Source organism: Cellulomonas hominis (assembly GCF_014201095.1).
Lineage (GTDB): Bacteria > Actinomycetota > Actinomycetes > Actinomycetales > Cellulomonadaceae > Cellulomonas > Cellulomonas hominis.
In genome coordinates, this window is record NZ_JACHDN010000001.1 from 4,426,232 (window position 1) to 4,442,210 (window position 15,979).

General features: G+C 75.3%; 16 protein-coding genes. 6 read left to right on the forward strand and 10 right to left on the reverse strand.

Annotated elements, in window-relative coordinates:
• Positions 1–53 precede the first annotated feature (53 nt).
• The gene (locus HNR08_RS20960; RefSeq protein ID WP_168432173.1) at positions 54–1,433 is read right to left on the reverse strand and encodes a dipeptidase; all 1,380 of its coding nucleotides are present in this window, start codon (positions 1,431–1,433) and stop codon (positions 54–56) included.
• A 32-nt stretch (positions 1,434–1,465) separates the two neighbouring features.
• Between HNR08_RS20960 and HNR08_RS20965 the strand changes: the two genes are divergently transcribed.
• Together HNR08_RS20965 and HNR08_RS20970 are read left to right on the forward strand one after the other, a co-directional pair.
• Positions 1,466–2,080: a DUF3043 domain-containing protein gene (locus HNR08_RS20965; protein ID WP_246803232.1), complete on the forward strand. Its 615-nt coding sequence runs from the start codon at positions 1,466–1,468 to the stop codon at positions 2,078–2,080.
• A gap of 32 nt (positions 2,081–2,112) precedes the next feature.
• The gene (locus HNR08_RS20970) at positions 2,113–3,123 is read left to right on the forward strand and encodes an aldo/keto reductase family protein (protein WP_146840893.1); all 1,011 of its coding nucleotides are present in this window, start codon (positions 2,113–2,115) and stop codon (positions 3,121–3,123) included.
• Between the two features lie 85 nt (positions 3,124–3,208).
• On the opposite strand, the gene HNR08_RS20975 is transcribed toward HNR08_RS20970, so the two are convergent.
• The 4 genes from HNR08_RS20975 to yczE all read right to left on the reverse strand — a co-directional run bounded on the left by HNR08_RS20975 (position 3,209) and on the right by yczE (position 6,550).
• Complete coding sequence (locus tag HNR08_RS20975) at positions 3,209–3,769, reverse strand: LppA family lipoprotein (RefSeq protein ID WP_168431080.1); 561 nt, start codon at positions 3,767–3,769, stop codon at positions 3,209–3,211.
• Between the two features lie 51 nt (positions 3,770–3,820).
• On the reverse strand, positions 3,821–5,503 hold the full coding sequence (locus HNR08_RS22860; RefSeq protein ID WP_183835258.1) for an alpha/beta hydrolase: 1,683 nt from the start codon (positions 5,501–5,503) through the stop codon (positions 3,821–3,823).
• Positions 5,500–5,817, reverse strand: coding sequence for a hypothetical protein (locus HNR08_RS20985; RefSeq protein WP_146839876.1), 318 nt, complete (start codon positions 5,815–5,817; stop codon positions 5,500–5,502). Before HNR08_RS20985 ends, HNR08_RS22860 begins: the two co-directional genes overlap by 4 nt.
• Positions 5,818–5,905: 88 nt before the next feature.
• Positions 5,906–6,550, reverse strand: coding sequence for a membrane protein YczE (gene yczE, locus HNR08_RS20990; RefSeq protein WP_146839878.1), 645 nt, complete (start codon positions 6,548–6,550; stop codon positions 5,906–5,908).
• 61 nt (positions 6,551–6,611) lie between these two features.
• On the opposite strand from yczE, the gene yczR reads away from it, so the two are divergent.
• Entirely contained in the window at positions 6,612–8,087 is a 1,476-nt protein-coding gene (yczR, locus tag HNR08_RS20995; RefSeq protein WP_146839880.1) for a MocR-like transcription factor YczR, read from the forward strand.
• 19 nt (positions 8,088–8,106) lie between these two features.
• Here the strand turns inward: yczR and HNR08_RS21000 are convergent, their stop codons facing one another.
• The 4 genes from HNR08_RS21000 to HNR08_RS21015 are packed head-to-tail and all read right to left on the reverse strand — an operon-like array spanning position 8,107 to position 10,212.
• Entirely contained in the window at positions 8,107–8,352 is a 246-nt protein-coding gene (locus HNR08_RS21000) for a hypothetical protein (RefSeq protein ID WP_146839881.1), read from the reverse strand.
• The gene (locus HNR08_RS21005) at positions 8,349–9,398 is read right to left on the reverse strand and encodes a quinone-dependent dihydroorotate dehydrogenase (protein ID WP_146839883.1); all 1,050 of its coding nucleotides are present in this window, start codon (positions 9,396–9,398) and stop codon (positions 8,349–8,351) included. The genes HNR08_RS21000 and HNR08_RS21005 overlap by 4 nt, the downstream gene beginning before the upstream one ends.
• Before the next feature lie 10 nt (positions 9,399–9,408).
• Positions 9,409–9,855: a hypothetical protein gene (locus tag HNR08_RS21010; protein ID WP_146839885.1), complete on the reverse strand. Its 447-nt coding sequence runs from the start codon at positions 9,853–9,855 to the stop codon at positions 9,409–9,411.
• Entirely contained in the window at positions 9,856–10,212 is a 357-nt protein-coding gene (locus tag HNR08_RS21015; protein ID WP_146839887.1) for a hypothetical protein, read from the reverse strand.
• A gap of 39 nt (positions 10,213–10,251) precedes the next feature.
• On the opposite strand from HNR08_RS21015, the gene HNR08_RS21020 reads away from it, so the two are divergent.
• A complete protein-coding gene (locus tag HNR08_RS21020; protein WP_146839889.1) occupies positions 10,252–11,754 on the forward strand; it encodes a leucyl aminopeptidase in 1,503 nt (500 codons plus the stop codon).
• Between the two features lie 290 nt (positions 11,755–12,044).
• On the opposite strand, the gene HNR08_RS21025 is transcribed toward HNR08_RS21020, so the two are convergent.
• Entirely contained in the window at positions 12,045–12,434 is a 390-nt protein-coding gene (locus HNR08_RS21025) for an oxidoreductase (protein WP_146839891.1), read from the reverse strand.
• 204 nt (positions 12,435–12,638) lie between these two features.
• On the opposite strand from HNR08_RS21025, the gene lpdA reads away from it, so the two are divergent.
• Complete coding sequence (gene lpdA / locus HNR08_RS21030) at positions 12,639–14,024, forward strand: dihydrolipoyl dehydrogenase (protein WP_146839893.1); 1,386 nt, start codon at positions 12,639–12,641, stop codon at positions 14,022–14,024.
• Positions 14,025–14,054: 30 nt separating this feature from the next.
• Positions 14,055–15,857, forward strand: a complete 1,803-nt coding sequence (sucB, locus tag HNR08_RS21035; RefSeq protein WP_146839895.1) for a 2-oxoglutarate dehydrogenase, E2 component, dihydrolipoamide succinyltransferase — start codon at positions 14,055–14,057, stop codon at positions 15,855–15,857.
• Positions 15,858–15,979 lie beyond the last annotated feature (122 nt).

The window sequence follows — 15,979 nt, forward strand, 5'->3', positions numbered from 1 at the left end:
CGACGGCCGCCTGCGCCGCGCCCGGTGCGGGCGCGTGCGGGCGGTTCGGGCGGTCAGACGGCCAGGCGGGACAGGAGGAGGGCCTCCGCGAGGACGACCTTCTCCAGCTCCGCGAGGTGCACCGACTCGTTGGCGCCGTGGGCGCGGGAGTCCGGGTCCTCGACGCCCGTCACCAGGATCGCCGCGTCGGGGTACACCTCGAGCAGGTCGGCGATGAACGGGATCGACCCCCCGATGCCGATGTCGACCGGCTCGGTGCCCCACGCGTCCGCGAACGCCTGCCGGGCCGCGCGCATCGCCGCGGAGTCGGCCGGCGCCTGGAACGGCTTGCCCAGCTCCCCGTCCCGCACGGTGACCCGCGCGCCGAACGGCGCGTTGCCCTCCAGGTGCGCGCGCAGCGCCGCCAGGGCAGCCGCGGGGTCCTGCCCGGGGGCGATCCGCATCGAGAGCTTCGCGGTGGCCCTCGGGGCGATCGTGTTGCTCGCGGTGGCGACGCGCGGGGCGTCCAGGCCGATGACCGCGATCGTCGGGCGGGTCCACAGCCGCGCGGTGATCGGTCCGGTGCCGGCCAGCCGCACCCCGTCCAGCACGGAGGCGTCGGCGCGGAACGCGTCCTCGTCGTAGTCGACCGCCGGGTCGGGCGCGGTGACCAGACCGGGCACGGCCACGTCGCCCGCGTCGTCGTGCAGCGTGGCGATCAGCCGGGACAGCAGCGTCACGGCGTCGAGCACGGGGCCGCCGAACATGCCGGAGTGCACCGCGTGGTCCAGCACGGCGACCTCGACGTCGAGGTCCACCAGCCCGCGCAGCGACGTGGTCAGGCCGGGGACGCCGACCTTCCAGTTCGACGAGTCCGCGACGACGATGACGTCCGCCGCCAGCAGGTCGCGGTAGGTGTGCAGGAACCGGGTGAAGGACGGCGAGCCGACCTCCTCCTCGCCCTCGACGAACACCGTGACGCCGACGCCGAGCTCGTCGCCGAGCACCCGCAGCGCGCCGAGGTGCGCCACCACGCCGGCCTTGTCGTCCGCCGCGCCGCGCCCGTACAGGCGGCCGTCGCGCTCGGTGGGCTCGAACGGGTCGGTGTCCCAGTCCTCCCGGGCGCCGGGCGGCTGCACGTCGTGGTGCGCGTAGAGCAGGACGGTCGGGGCGCCGGCGGGCGCGGGGCGGCGGGCGACGACCGCGGGCGCGCCGGGGGTGCCGTCGGGGCGCCCGACCGAGAGGACCTGGACCTCCGGCAGCCCGGCCTCGCGCAGCAGGCGCGCGACGTGCTCCGCGCTGGCGGCGACGTGCGCCTGGTCGAAGTCGGCGTTCGAGACGCTCGGGACGCGGACCAGGGCCTCGAGGTCGGCGCGGACGCCGGCGAAGGCCTCCTGGACGCGGGACCGCAGGTCGGGCACGGACGGGAGGGCGGGGGACGTCGGCTCTGTCACAGACCCGCACGCTACTCGACTACCCTGGTGGGGTGTTCGGACGCAGCAAGGACGGCAGCACCGCCGGGACCACCCAGGAGCCCCTGACCGAGGAGACCCCCGGCATGGCCGAGGTCCCCGGGTCGGGCAAGGGCCGCCCCACCCCCAAGCGGAAGGTCGCCGAGGCCGCCAACCGCCGCCCGCTCGTGCCCACGGACCGCAAGGCCGCGGGCAAGGAGGCCCGCGCGGCGCAGCGCGTCGAGCGCGACCGGCAGTACGCCGCCATGCAGACCGGCGACGAGAAGTACCTCCCCGCGAAGGACAAGGGCGCCGTCCGCCGGTACGTCCGCAACTACGTGGACGCCCGCTGGAGCCTCGGCGAGCTGTTCCTGCCGGTGGCGATCGTCATGCTGCTCGCCAACATGATCCTGACCTCGTGGAACCCGGACGTCGCGTTCCTCGGTCTGGTGGTGCTGTACCTCTTCATCGTCGCGATGGTCGTGGACGTCGTCATCATGTGGCGGAGGCTGCGCAAGCGGCTGATCGCGAAGTTCGGCGACGACGCGATCCAGCGCGGCCTGATGATGTACTCCGTCACCCGGGTGTTCCAGATCCGCCGCGCCCGCCTGCCCAAGCCGCAGGTGAAGCACGGCGAGTACCCGGAGTAGAGCACCCCGCCCGGCGTCCTAGGGTGGGTGGCATGGTCAACTACCGCCACCTGGGCCGCTCCGGCCTCAAGATCTCCGAGATCACCTACGGCAACTGGCTCACGCACGGCTCTCAGGTCGAGAACGACGCCGCGACCGCCTGCGTCCGGGCTGCGCTCGACAACGGCATCACCTCCTTCGACACCGCGGACGTCTACGCCAACACCGCCGCGGAGACCGTGCTCGGCGAGGCCCTGAAGGGCGAGCGCCGGCAGTCGCTGGAGATCTTCACGAAGGTCTACTGGCCGACCGGCCCCAAGGGCCCGAACGACACCGGCCTGTCCCGCAAGCACATCATGGAGTCCATCGACGGCTCCCTGACCCGCCTGCAGACCGACTACGTCGACCTCTACCAGGCGCACCGCTACGACCACGCGACGCCGCTCGAGGAGACGATGCAGGCGTTCGCCGACGTCGTCCGCCAGGGCAAGGCGCTGTACATCGGCGTCTCCGAGTGGACCGCGGACCAGATCCGCGCCGGCCAGGCCCTCGCCCAGGACCTCGGCTTCCGCCTCGTGTCGAACCAGCCGCAGTACTCCGCGCTGTGGCGGGTCATCGAGGGCGAGGTCGTCCCGGCGTCCGAGGAGCTCGGGCTGTCGCAGATCGTCTGGTCCCCCGTCGCGCAGGGCGTGCTGACCGGCAAGTACCTGCCGGGCCAGCCGCTGCCGGCCGGCTCCCGGGCCACGGACGAGAAGGGCGGCGCGCGCATGGTGCAGTCGTTCCTCGACCGCCCGAACGTGCTCGAGCGGGTGCAGCAGCTGCGCCCCGTCGCCGACGAGCTCGGCCTGTCGCTCGCGCAGCTCGCCGTCGCGTGGGTGCTGCAGAACGCCAACGTCGCCGCCGCGATCATCGGGGCGTCCCGCCCGGAGCAGGTCGTGGAGAACGTCAAGGCGTCCGGCGTGGAGATCCCCGCGGAGCTCATGACGCGGATCGACGAGATCCTCGGCGACGCGGTGATCTCGGACCCGGCGGAGACGGCGAAGTCCTCCCCTGCCACGCGCTGAGGCCGCCGCCGGCACCCGCCGGGCCGGCCGCCCCCGCACGGGGTGGACCGGCCCGGCGGGCGTCGCGGGTCGGTCAGCGGGTCGGTCAGCCGTCCAGCGGTGACGGGCGCTGGTAGTCCTCGTCCGGCAGCTCCGCCCACACGTGGCAGCCCGTCCGGACCAGCAGGATCGTGTTCACCGCCATCCCGAACCGGTACCGGCCGCCGTACTCGTCCTCGCCGACCACCTCGAGGTCGTCGGCGCGGTCCACGACGGTGGACTTCTCGGTGAAGCCGTACCGGTCGCCGACCTCCTGCACGATCTCGACCGCGCGGTGCCAGCTCGCCGGGTCGAGGGTGCCGCCCGCCCAGAGGGTGGCGAGGTCGACCTCCTCGGCGTCGTCACCGAGTCCCGCCTCGATGCAGAGCGACCGCGTCATCCCGATGTCCTCGGTGTCCATCTGCCAGGTCAAGCCCGGCAGCTCCGTCTCGAGGGCCGCGATCATCTCGCGCTCCATGGCCTCGTAGCGGTCGAGGACGTCCTCCATCTGCGGCCGTGCGTCCACCGTCTCCACCTGCTCCTGACTCCCCGGGCTCTCGCTCGATCCGTCCTCGCCACCTCCCGTGCACCCGGACAGCACCGCTGCCAGGGCGACGAGCGCGGGCACCAGCCGCGTCCTCACATGTCCTCCACCGTCGGTCCGGTCCCCCCTCGTGCCTCAGTACGTCCCCGGCACGGGCCAGCTCAGCAGGTCCCCGGCGCCGCGGCCGGCGTCCAGCACCATACGGTCCGGCGCACCAGCCACCACCGCCGCGATGTTGTGCTGGCTCGTCGTGTCCTGCGAGAGGTACTGGCTGTGCCCCGTCGACTCGCGGTAGGTCGTCCCGTCCAGGACGGCCTCGCGGGCCGACAGGCCGGTGATCCCGTCGACGTGGGACGGGTCCACGCCGAAGTGCCCGAGGTCCGCGACGACGTCGCGCCGCGCCTCGATCCGGAAGACCTGGCCGCCCGGCACGTCGAGGTCCTCGACGTGCGAGGTCCCGAGCCCCGGTGAGCCGAACACGACCGCCGCGTCCACGCCCGTCTGCTGCTGCAGGGCGATGCCCGTGGTGGTCGATCCGTACGAGTGCCCGAGCGCTGTCAGGTGCGGGTCCTGCGCCCGCGACGCGTCGATGCCCCGGTAGAAGTCCGCGAGCGACGCCGCGCCCGCCTGCGCCGAGCTGTCACTCGTGACGAACCGGCCGCCGAGGTCGTGCCACTCGTCCCACTGCGGGGCCTCGTACCCCAGCCAGGAGACCGTCGCGACCGTCCCGCCGTCCCCGTACTTGCGGGCCTCCGCCCGGGCGACGGCGCGAAGCTCGGCCATCGACGAGTCGTAGCTCGTCAGGCTTCCGGCGACCGTCGTCGTGAAGCCGGGCGTGAACACGGCGACGTGGTCGGCGGTGTCCACGTCACCGACCGCGACCGCCGCCATGAGCTGGCGCGATCCCGTGATGTCCAGAACCAGCAGCTGGCGGGAGCCCCGCTTGAGCACCTGCTCCACCCGGTCCAGCCCCGCCAGCTTCTCCCGCACCACCTCGAGCGCGGCGTCGTCGCTCGTGAACGACCCGCCGAACAGGTTCCCGTCGAGCGCCGCCCGCAGCCGCGCCTCCTCGGCCTCGAGCTCCGCCCGGTACACCCCGATCAGCGCCCGGTTCGCCTGGTCCCGGACGGAGGCCGGGATGCCGTCCGTGCTGCCCAGCCACTCGGGGTGCTCGGCGAGCACCTGCTGCTGCTCGTCGTCGGTCAGCGACTCCCACCACGCGTTCGCCTCGGCGGGGCTGCCGTCGAGCGGGGCGGGCCGGACGCCGAGCGCGCCGTCCGCGGCACCGGCCGCCGCGGCCTCGTCCAGCGACCCGCCGCCCGCGTCGAGCGCGCCCGACGCGACCCGGTCGAGCACGCCGGCGAGCTGCGCGTCGGCGTGCGTGGCGGTCAGCAGCGCCTGGCGGAGGCGCTCGGCGACCTCCGTCGCGACGAGCGCGCGGTCCGCGGCGACGTCGTCCGGGTGGCAGCCCTGGTCGTCGACCCGCCCGGACGCGCGGTCCACGGCGTAGCCGTTCCGCTGCGCCCAGTCGAGCATGCTCCGCAGATCCGCCGTGGCCTCGCGCAGCGACGCGGCGGCGGCGTCCACCGCGGCCGCGACGGCGGAGACCTCGGCCACGGTGCCGGTCAGCCGGTTCACGAGCCGGCCGTGCGCGGCACGGGCGGCGCCGCTCGCCGGCCCGGACCAGGTCCCGGGTGGCGCGCCGTCGTCGAGCTCGTCCTGCAGGCCGACGAGTCGCGAGCGCTCGGCGGCGAGCGCGTCGGCGGCGCGGTCGAGCGCGTCGACGTCCCAGGCGAGGACGGTGGCGATGCTCGTCACTGCGCCGTCGCCCCGAGCCGCGACGCCATGCGCTGCAGCCGCGCCGCGACATCCCCGTCCCGTGCCTGCGTGTCGTCGACGGCGGCCGACATCCGGGCGGACTGGGCCGCGGCCGAGGCGGCCCACGACGAAACCTCCGCCGACCAGCGCTCCGCGACCCGGGCGGCGGACCCGGCGCTGGCGCTCCCGGCCAGCGCCGCCGCGACGTCCGCGGCGTGACGGGGGTGGGAGGCGGCGCGGACCGCGTCCTCGGCCGCGCCGATCCTGGCGGCCGACGTCCGCACGTCGGCCGGCGTCATCTGGACCTCGGTCACTGCTGCATCCCCTGCTCCGCGTGGTGGCTCGGCTGCCTCGATCGTAGGGGCGGCAGCGTCGCTCCCGGCGGTTGTCCACAGGCCCGGTTCAGCGCTCCGCGGCGGGCACGGTGAGGCGCGGGAGCAGCCAGTGGATGAGCGGCCCGATGCCGAGCGCGTACGCGAGCGTGCCGAACCCGACGGTTCCGCCGAGCACCCAGCCCACGGCGACGACGCCCACCTCGATGCACCCGCGCACCGCCCCGGTCGGCCAGCCCGTGCGGGCGACGATCCCCGTCATGAGGCCGTCTCGCGGCCCCGGCCCGAGCCGCGCGCCGATGTACAGGCCGCTCGCGAGCGCGTTCAGGCCGATGCCGCCGACGACGAGCGCGATCCGTGCGGCGAGCGGCAGCGGGTCGGGCAGCAGGTCCAGCAGCGCCAGGCACGGGTCGACGAGCGCGCCGATCACCAGGACGTTGGCGACGGTCCCGATGCCCGGGCGCTGCCGCAGCGGCCACCAGCACGCGAGCACCACGACGCTCAGCACGACGGTGGCCGTGCCGAGCGTCCAGCCGAGCTGCCGGGCGACCCCCTGGCTCAGCACGTCCCAGGGCATGTTGCCGAGCCCGGAGTGCACGAGCATCCCGATCGAGAGGGAGTAGAGCACGAGGCCGCCGAGCAGCTGGGCGCCCCGGCGGACGGGCGCCGGCCCGTCGGTGCGGGGTCGGGGTGTCCGGGTGAGGGTGTACGGCATGGCCTCATCCTGGGGTGCCACTGGCCTTCCTTTCGACAGCCACTTGCGCAAGAGTGGCCTCATGGCTGCTGCGCTCCTCGTCCACCGCCGGATCGCCGGCACCGGCCTGGCCGCCGCGCTCGGGCAGTGGCGGCGTCCCGGCCCGGCGTACGCCGCCCTGGCCGACGCGATGCGCCGGGCGGTGCTCGCCGGGGACCTGCCTCTCGCCACCCGCGTGCCCGGGGAGCGGGAGCTCGCGGCCGCCCTCGGTGTGTCCCGCACGACGACCTCCGGAGCGTACGGGGTGCTGCGCGACGAGGGGTACCTGGTGAGCCGGCAGGGCTCCGGGACCGTCACCGCGCTCCCCGCGGGGGCCGCCGCGCGCTCGGCGCTCCCCGTGCACCGGCCGCTCGCCGCGGACGGCGTCGTGGACCTGACGATCGCCGCGTGCGCCGCGCCGCGCGACCTGCACGGCGCCGCCGCCCGCGCGCTCGAGGCCCTGCCCGCGCACGCCGGGCACGGGTACGCCCCGCTCGGCCTCGACGTGCTCCGGCAGGCCGTCGCCGACCGGTACACCGCCCGCGGGACGCCCACGTCGCCGGACCAGGTGCTCATCACCACCGGGGCGCAGCACGCCATCGCGCTGCTGCTCGGCGCGCACGCCGGCCCGGGCGACCGGGTGGTGGTCGAGCAGCCGACGTACCCCCACGCCATCGAGGCGGTCCGTGCCACCGGAGCACGGCCCGTCCCCGTGCCGACCGGACCCGGCGGCACCGACCTGGACCTGCTGGAGTCCACCGTCCACCAGGTCGCGCCGCGCCTCGTCTACCTCATCCCCGACCACCACAACCCGACCGGCGCCACCCTCGACGCCGCCGGCCGGGCCCGGGTGCGGGACCTGGCCCGGCGGACCGGCACCGTCGTCGTCGGCGACGAGGCGCTGACCGACCTCACGCTCGACGGGCCCGAGCCCGCGCCCTGGGCCGGCGACGGGCGCAACCCGCGCGTCGTCGCGATCGGGTCGATGTCGAAGAGCCACTGGGGCGGGCTGCGGGTCGGCTGGCTGCGCGGGCCGGCCGACCTGGTCACCCGGCTCGCGCTCGCCCGGCGCACCGCGGACCTCGGCACGGCGGTGCTCGACCAGCTCGTCGCGGCGGAGCTCCTCGCGCTCGGCGCGCACCCCGTGGCCGAGCGGCGCGCGTGGCTGCGGGACGGCCGGGACCTGCTCGCGGCGCTGCTGGCCGCGGCGCTGCCGGAGTGGCGGTTCACCGTGCCCGCCGGCGGGCAGTCGCTGTGGGTGGACCTCGGGGCGCCGGTGTCGTCGGCGCTGAGCGCGCTCGCGCTGGCGCACGGCGTGCGGGTCGCCCCCGGGCCGGCGTTCGGGGTGGACGGCGGGCTGGAGGACCGGCTGCGCGTGCCCTACACGTCCGACCCAGCCGACCTGCGGCGGGCCGTCGACGGGCTCGCGCTGGCGTGGTCGGCGCTGGGGCGGGGTGCGGGCGCGGGTGCGGGCGCCGGCGCGGGGCTCGCCCTGGCGGCCCCGGGCGCGCTGGTCTGAGCCCCGGCCCGTGCGCCCGTCAGGCCCGGGCGGACCAGGTCATCTGCTCCGGCACGCCCGTGAGGTCGTGCACCGGCGGCACCGCCGCTCCGTCGTTGCGCAGCCCGGCGCCGTGCACGCCCTGGTCCCGGAGCGCGCGCCACTGCAGCCCCAGCCACTCCTCGGCGTCGAACCGTGTCGGGAACACGGGCGACAACGGCCGGTCGAGCACCTCGCCCCGCGCGCCGGTGAGCTCCCAGGCCCACTGCGGCCGCAGCGCCGTCACCGGGCCGCCCTCCGTGTCGCGGCGTCGCGCCCGAGGGCCTTGCCGACCCGGGACGCCCAGAACGGGCCCTCGTAGATGAAGCCGGTGTAGCCCTGCACCAGGTCGGCTCCGGCTGCGAGGTACGCGCGGGCGTCCGCCGGGCTGGTGATGCCGCCGACGCCGATGACGACGGGGCCCGCGCCGAGCCGGTGCCGCAGCCGGGCGACGACGACGAGCCCGCGGTCGAGCAGCGGCGGGCCGGACAGCCCGCCCTCGCCGAGGTCGTGCGCGATCGTCGTGTTCACGGCGACCACGCCGTCCAGGCCGAGCTCGGCGACCAGGTCCGCCACGGCGTCGACGTCCGCGTCCGCGAGGTCCGGTGCGATCTTGACGAGCAGCGGCACCCGCGGGCGGCCCGCGGCGGACGCGGCCTCGTCGGCGGCGGCGCGGGCGGCCTGCAGGATCGGGCGCAGCGCGTCCACCGACTGCAGGTCCCGCAGGCCCGGCGTGTTCGGGGAGGACACGTTGACGACCAGGTAGTCGGCGTACGGCGCGAGGTGGCCGGCGCTGGTCGCGTAGTCGTCGGCGGCCTCCTCCGGCGGGGTGACCTTCGTCTTGCCGATGTTCACCCCGACGACGAGAGCGCGGCCGGACGCGGTCGAGCGCAGCCGCTTCAGCCGCTTCGCGACGGCCACGGCGCCCTCGTTGTTGAAGCCCATCCGGTTCCGCAGCGCGCGGTCGGGCACGACCCGCCACAGCCGCGGGCGCTCGTTGCCGGGCTGCGGCCACGCGGTGACCGTGCCGACCTCGACGAACCCGAAGCCGAGCATCGTCAGCCCCGGGACCCCCTCGGCGTTCTTGTCGAAGCCCGCCGCGAGCCCGAAGGGCGACGGGAACGTGCGGCCGAGCACCCGCACAGCGGCGGCCGGCGGCGGCGCGAGCAGCGACCGCAGCACCCCGCGGAGCACCGGCACGCGGGAGGCGACGCGGATCAGGCGGAACGCGACGTGGTGCGCGCGCTCGGGGTCCATCCGGACGAAGACGAGGCGGAACAGGAGGCCGTACACGCCGCCCAACCTACTGTCCCGCCGCCGCGCGGGACCGGGACCCGGGGCCCGAGCGCCAGAGCCACGCGATCCCGAGGAACGGCAGCACCAGCGGCACGTACCCGTACCCCTGCCCGAACGCCGACCACACCGTCTCGTCCGGGAAGTCGCCCGCGTCCAGCACGGACAGCATGCCGACGACCAGCACGCCGGCCAGCTCGACGAGCACCGCCGCCCAGGCCAGGCGGCGCCGGTCCGTCGCCAGCGCGACCGTCGCGACGACGTACACGACGCCCGCCAGCGCGGACAGCAGGTACGCCAGCGGCGCCTCGTCGAACTTGGCGGCGATCTGGTAGCCGGCGCGCGCGGTCGCCGCGACCGCGAACACCCCGTACACCAGGACGAGCACGCGGCCCGGACCGGTGGCGGTGCTGCGGTGCGCGGGCGCGTGCGGCGTCGCGGGCTCGGGCGTGGTCATTCAGGACCCCCACGTCTGGTTCAGGCGGAGCTGGAGGAAGGCGACGGCGACCGCCGCGACCAGCAGGACGACCGACGACCACCGGCTGCGCTCCGCGAACGCCCACAGCGCGGCGGCGGGCAGCAGCACGAGCTGGGTCACGACGTAGCCCCAGAACACCGCGGGCTCGGCCGGCACCGTCCCGGTCGCGTGCCGGATCCCGGCGACGACCGCCTGCACGACCATCAGCCCCTCGACCACCGCGGCGCCCCAGAGCTGGCGCAGCACCACGGCGCGGTCCCGGATCGCGAACCAGCCCGCCCAGCCGGCGAGCAGCAGCGCCGCCGCGGCGACGGCGTACAGCAGGGGGTCGGTCACGGGGCCCCACGGTACCCGGCGCACCGATAGAGTCGGCGGGTGCCCCGAGTGACGTTGACCTCCGCGAACCCCACCCGCCAGACCGCCGACGCGCTCGTCGTCGCGGTCGCCAGCAGCCCGGACGGCCCGCGGGTCGTCGGCGCGGACTGGCTGCCCTCCGAGACCGCCGCCCAGGTGCGCGACCTCGCCGGCGTGCTCGGCATCACCGGCGCGGCCGACGAGGTCCGCCGGCTGCCCGCCGCCGCCGCGCTCGCCGCCCGCACCGTGGTGCTGACCGGCCTGGGCGACCTGCCCGCCGGGGCGGCCCCGGACGCCGAGGCCCTGCGCCGCGCCGCCGGCGCCGCCCTGCGGGAGGTCACCGGCGTGCGCACCGTCGCCGTCGCGCTGCCCGCCGAGGACGCCGAGCAGGTCGCGGCCGTCGTCGAGGGCGCGCTGCTCGGCGCCTACGCGTACACCCGCTACCGCAGCGGCGAGAAGGCGGCCGACACCGCGCCCGCCGCCGAGATCACCGTGCTGACCCCGCGCGCCCGCGACAAGGCCGCTTCCCGTGCGGTCGCCCGCGCCGAGGTCCTGGCCGCCGCCGTGCACGGCGTGCGCGACCTGGTGAACGCCGCGCCGAACGACCTGTTCCCCGCCGCGTTCGCGGACGCCGCCAAGGCCGCGGTCAAGGACGCGGGCGTCCGGTCCCTCAAGGTCACCGTCCTGGACGAGAAGGCCCTCGCGGCCGGCGGCTACGGCGGCATCCTCGGCGTCGGCCAGGGCTCGGCCCGCCCGCCGCGCCTCGTCAAGGTCGCCTACGCCCCGTCCCGGCCGGCCGCGAAGGTCGCCCTGGTCGGCAAGGGCATCACGTTCGACTCCGGCGGCATCTCGATCAAGCCGGCCGCCGGCATGGACGCCATGAAGTCCGACATGGCGGGCGCCGCCGCCGTGCTGCACACCGTCGTCGCCGCCGCCCGGCTCGAGCTCCCCGTCGCCGTCACCGGCTGGCTGTGCCTCGCGGAGAACATGCCGTCCGGCACCGCGCAGCGCCCGTCCGACGTGCTGACCATCCGCGGCGGGAAGACCGTCGAGGTGCTCAACACCGACGCCGAGGGCCGCCTCGTCATGGCCGACGGCCTGGTCGCCGCCGTCGAGGAGAAGCCCGACGTCGTCCTCGACATCGCCACCCTGACCGGTGCCCAGCTCGTCGCGCTCGGCCCGCGCGTGTCGGCGGTCATGGGCGACGACGCCACCCGCACCGAGGTCGTCGACGCCGCCGGCGCCGCGGGCGAGTCGTTCTGGCCGATGCCGCTGCCCGCCGACCTCCGCGCGGGCCTGAAGTCGAAGGTCGCGGACCTCGCGAACATCGGGGACCGGTTCGGCGGCATGCTGACCGCCGGCATCTTCCTGCAGGAGTTCGTCGGGTCGACCCCGTGGGCGCACCTCGACATCGCCGGGCCCGCGTTCAACGAGAAGGCGCCGTTCGGCTACACCCCCGCCGGCGGCACCGGCGTGGGCGTCCGCACGATGCTGGCCCTGATCGAGGCGCGCGCCGCCCGCTGACCCCGGCGGCGCCCGCCACGTGTGCCCGGTGCCCCTCGGGGGTCACCGGGCACACGCGCACCCGGACGGTCCGCCCCCGCGCCACCTGCGCGTGCGCCGGGCCAGCGTCGAGATCGGTCGTCCCGGCCGAGATCGGCCCCTGCACCGACCGATCTGGGTGCGCACGACCGATCTCGGCGCAGCGGACAGCGCGGGGCCGGCCCGGCGGGGATGCCGGGAGGCGAGAGTGCACGCGGGCGTGCCACGGCGGGGCACTCCCCGTTCGCGGCACCCGCCCGCGGGCGGGCGGGTCAGGAGGGGTCGGCGGCGCGGCGTGCCGCGCGCTCCCGGGCGGCGCGCTCGCGCTCGATGCGCTGGCGGCTGTTCCAGTCCCGCATGCGCTGCGGGTAGCCGGTGCGCTGGACGTCGTAGATCGGCAGGTCGAGCACCTTGGCCAGGTCGTACGCGGCCCGGGGGTCGGGGACGCGTCGGCGGGTCCACTCCCCGTCGGACGCGATGAGCATGAGCGTGGTCTGGGTGACGTTGGTCTGGGGCTCGAGGTACGCCTCGACGCCGATCCGGGTGCGCGCGAACTCACGGAAGTGCTCGGTGGTCTCCTCGCGGGCGGCGCGGCCGGTCGGCGGCGCGCCGTCGGACGCGGGGGTCGCGGCGGCCTTGCGGCGGCGGGAGAACAGGCCCATGCCGGGAGGGTAACCGGGCGGACCGGCCCCGGGCTGGGAGTTCACCCCCGCGATCGGGCTCGAGCACACGGCCCAGACATGGGATGACTGTTCCCAGAATCACATGTCACCGGCCGTGGTCTGGGTCGTCCGGCCTATGCGGAGATGACAAGATGGGGCAGAACAACCGCGTTCCACCTATGTCTGCGCCGGAGGAGTCCACACGTGTCCGACACGACCGGGTCCGCTTTCGACATCGTCGTCCTGGGCGGAGGGAGTGGCGGCTACGCGGCCGCGCTCCGCGGCGCCCAGCTCGGCCTGAGCGTCGCCCTCATCGAGGCCGACAAGGTCGGCGGCACCTGCCTGCACAAGGGGTGCATCCCCACCAAGGCCCTGCTGCACGCGGCCGAGCTCGCCGACAACGCCCGTGAGGGCGCGCACTTCGGCGTGCACACGCAGCTGCAGGGCATCGACATGAACGGCGTCAACGAGTACAAGGACTCGGTGATCGGCCGCCTCTACAAGGGTCTGCAGGGCCTCATCAAGTCCCGCAAGATCACCGTGATCGAGGGCTACGGCAAGCTCGTCGCGCAGGACACCGTCGAGGTGAACGGCCAGCGGGTCACCGGCAGGAACATCGTGCTCGGCACGGGCTCGTACGCCCGGTCGCTGCCCGGCCTGGAGATCGGCGGGCGCGTCATCACCTCCGACCAGGCCCTCAAGCTCGACTGGGTCCCGAAGTCGGCGATCATCCTCGGCGGCGGCGTCATCGGCTCGGAGTTCGCGTCGGTGTGGAAGTCGTTCGGTGCGGACGTCACGATCATCGAGGCGCTCCCCCACCTGGTCCCGAACGAGGACGAGGCGCTGTCCAAGGCGTTCGAGCGGGCGTTCCGCAAGCGCGGCATCAACTTCAACCTGGGCGTCCGGTTCTCCGGCGTGACCCAGGACGACAGCGGCGTGCACGTCTCGCTCGAGGACGGCAAGACGTTCGACGCGGACCTGCTGCTCGTCGCGGTCGGGCGCGGCCCGTCGACCTCCGGCCTCGGCTACGAGGAGCAGGGCCTCACCCTGGACCGCGGCTTCGTCATCACGAACGAGCGCCTGCACACCGGCGTCGGCAACGTCTACGCGGTCGGCGACATCGTCCCGGGCCTGCAGCTCGCGCACCGCGGGTTCGCCCAGGGCATCTTCGTGGCCGAGGAGATCGCGGGCCTGAACCCGCAGCCGATCGTCGAGTCCGGCATCCCCCGCGTCACGTACTCCGACCCGGAGGTCGCGTCCGTCGGCCTGACCGAGGCCAAGGCCAAGGAGGTGCACGGGGCCGACGCGATCGAGACCCTGGAGTACAACCTCGGCGGCAACGGCAAGAGCCAGATCCTCGCGACGACGGGCTTCGTCAAGCTCGTGCGCCAGAAGGACGGCCCGGTCGTCGGCGTCCACATGATCGGCGCGCGCGTCGGCGAGCTCATCGGCGAGGGCCAGCTCATCGTGAACTGGGAGGCCTACCCCGAGGACGTCGCGGCGCTCGTGCACGCCCACCCGACGCAGAACGAGGCTCTCGGCGAGGCGCACCTGGCGCTGGCCGGCAAGCCGCTGCACGCCCACAACTGACCACAAGGATCGAAGGAGACACGAGCGGTCATGTCCGACAACGTGCAGCTTCCCGCCCTCGGCGAGTCCGTCACCGAGGGCACCGTCACCCGCTGGCTCAAGAACGTGGGTGACCGCGTCGAGGTCGACGAGCCCCTGCTCGAGATCTCGACCGACAAGGTCGACACCGAGGTCCCGTCGCCGTTCGCCGGCGTGCTGGAGCAGATCCTGGTGCAGGAGGACGAGACCGCCGAGGTCGGCGCCGTCCTGGCCGTGATCGGCGACGGCTCGGGCTCGGGCGAGGCCCCGGCGGAGCAGGCGCCCGCGCAGCAGGAGGCCGCCCCGGCCGAGCAGCCCACGCAGGGCGAGGGCTACGGCGACCCGGCCCCCGAGGCCGAGACGGCCGCGGCGCCCGCGCCCGCCGCGCAGGAGCAGGCCGCCCCCGCGGCCGAGACGTCCGGCGACGGCCAGCGGGTCACCCTGCCGGCGCTCGGCGAGTCCGTCACCGAGGGCACCGTCACCCGCTGGCTGAAGCAGGTCGGCGACAGCGTCGAGGTCGACGAGCCGCTGCTCGAGATCTCGACCGACAAGGTCGACACCGAGGTCCCGTCGCCGTTCGCCGGCACGCTCCAGCAGATCCTGGTGGGCGAGGACGAGACCGCCGAGGTCGGCGCCCCGCTCGCCGTGATCGGCTCGGGTGCCGCGCCGACGGCCTCCGCGCCGGCCCAGGACGGCGCCGCCCAGGCCGCCGCCCCCGCCGCGACCGAGGCCGCGCCGCAGGTCGCCGCGCCGGAGGAGGCCCCCGCGCCGACGCCGGCCCCGGTTCCGGCCCCGACGCAGCAGGCCGCCCCCGCGCAGCCCGCCGCCCCGGCGGCTCCGGCCGCGCCCGCGGCCCCCGCCCAGGCCCAGGGCTCGTACCTCACGCCCCTGGTCCGCAAGCTGGCCGCCGAGAAGGGCGTCGACGTGGCGTCCCTGACCGGCACCGGCGTCGGCGGACGCATCCGCAAGGAGGACGTGCTCGAGGCCGCCGCGAAGGCGGAGGAGGCCGCCAAGGCCGCCGCCGCCCAGCAGGCCCCTGCGGCAGCCCCGGCCGCCGCCGCCCCGGCCGCCGCGCCGAAGCCGGTCGAGCCGTCGCCGCTGCGCGGCACCACCGAGAAGGCCAGCCGCCTGCGGCAGGTCATCGCGGAGCGCATGGTCGACGCCCTGCACAGCCAGGCGCAGCTGACCTCCGTGGTCGAGGTCGACGTCACCAAGGTGGCGAAGCTCCGGGCCCGCGCGAAGGACTCCTTCAAGGCCCGCGAGGGCGTCAACCTCACGTTCCTGCCGTTCTTCGTGCAGGCCGCGGTCGAGGCGCTCAAGGTGCACCCGAAGATCAACGGCGTGCTCGAGGGCAAGGAGATCACCTACCACGGCTCCGAGAACATCGGCATCGCGGTGGACACCGAGCGCGGCCTGGTCGTGCCGGTCATCCGCGACGCGGGCGACCTCAACCTCGCGGGCATCGGCCGCAAGATCGCCGACCTCGCGGGCCGCACGCGCGCCAACAAGGTCACCCCGGACGAGCTGTCCGGCGCGACCTTCACGGTGACGAACACGGGTTCGGGCGGCGCGCTGTTCGACACGCCGATCGTCCCCGGCGGCACCTCCGCGATCCTCGGCACCGGCGCGATCGTCAAGCGCCCGGTCGTCGTCAAGGGCGCGGACGGCGAGGAGGTCATCGCGATCCGGTCGATGTGCTACCTGGCCCTGTCGTACGACCACCGGCTGGTGGACGGTGCGGACGCCTCGCGGTACCTCATGACCGTGAAGCAGCGGATCGAGGAGGGCGCGTTCGAGGCCGAGGTCGGCCTCTGACCGCTCGCTGAGCGACACCCCGGCGCCCCGGTGACCCTCGCGGTCCCCGGGGCGCCGTCGTGTTGCCGGCCCCGCGGGCCGCGGCTACCGTGCTGGCGCCCTTTCGACAACGGACGTCGAAA

What these genes read in the sequence shown, in the direction of transcription:
- HNR08_RS20970 (WP_146840893.1), top strand. Translation starts at nt 2,113, where the DNA reads ATGGTCAACTACCGCCACCTGGGCCGCTCCGGCCTCAAGATCTCCGAG.
- yczE (WP_146839878.1), bottom strand. Translation starts at nt 6,550, where the DNA reads ATGCCGTACACCCTCACCCGGACACCCCGACCCCGCACCGACGGGCCG.
- yczR (WP_146839880.1), top strand. Translation starts at nt 6,612, where the DNA reads ATGGCTGCTGCGCTCCTCGTCCACCGCCGGATCGCCGGCACCGGCCTG.
- HNR08_RS21010 (WP_146839885.1), bottom strand. Translation starts at nt 9,855, where the DNA reads ATGACCACGCCCGAGCCCGCGACGCCGCACGCGCCCGCGCACCGCAGC.
- HNR08_RS21025 (WP_146839891.1), bottom strand. Translation starts at nt 12,434, where the DNA reads ATGGGCCTGTTCTCCCGCCGCCGCAAGGCCGCCGCGACCCCCGCGTCC.
- sucB (WP_146839895.1), top strand. Translation starts at nt 14,055, where the DNA reads ATGTCCGACAACGTGCAGCTTCCCGCCCTCGGCGAGTCCGTCACCGAG.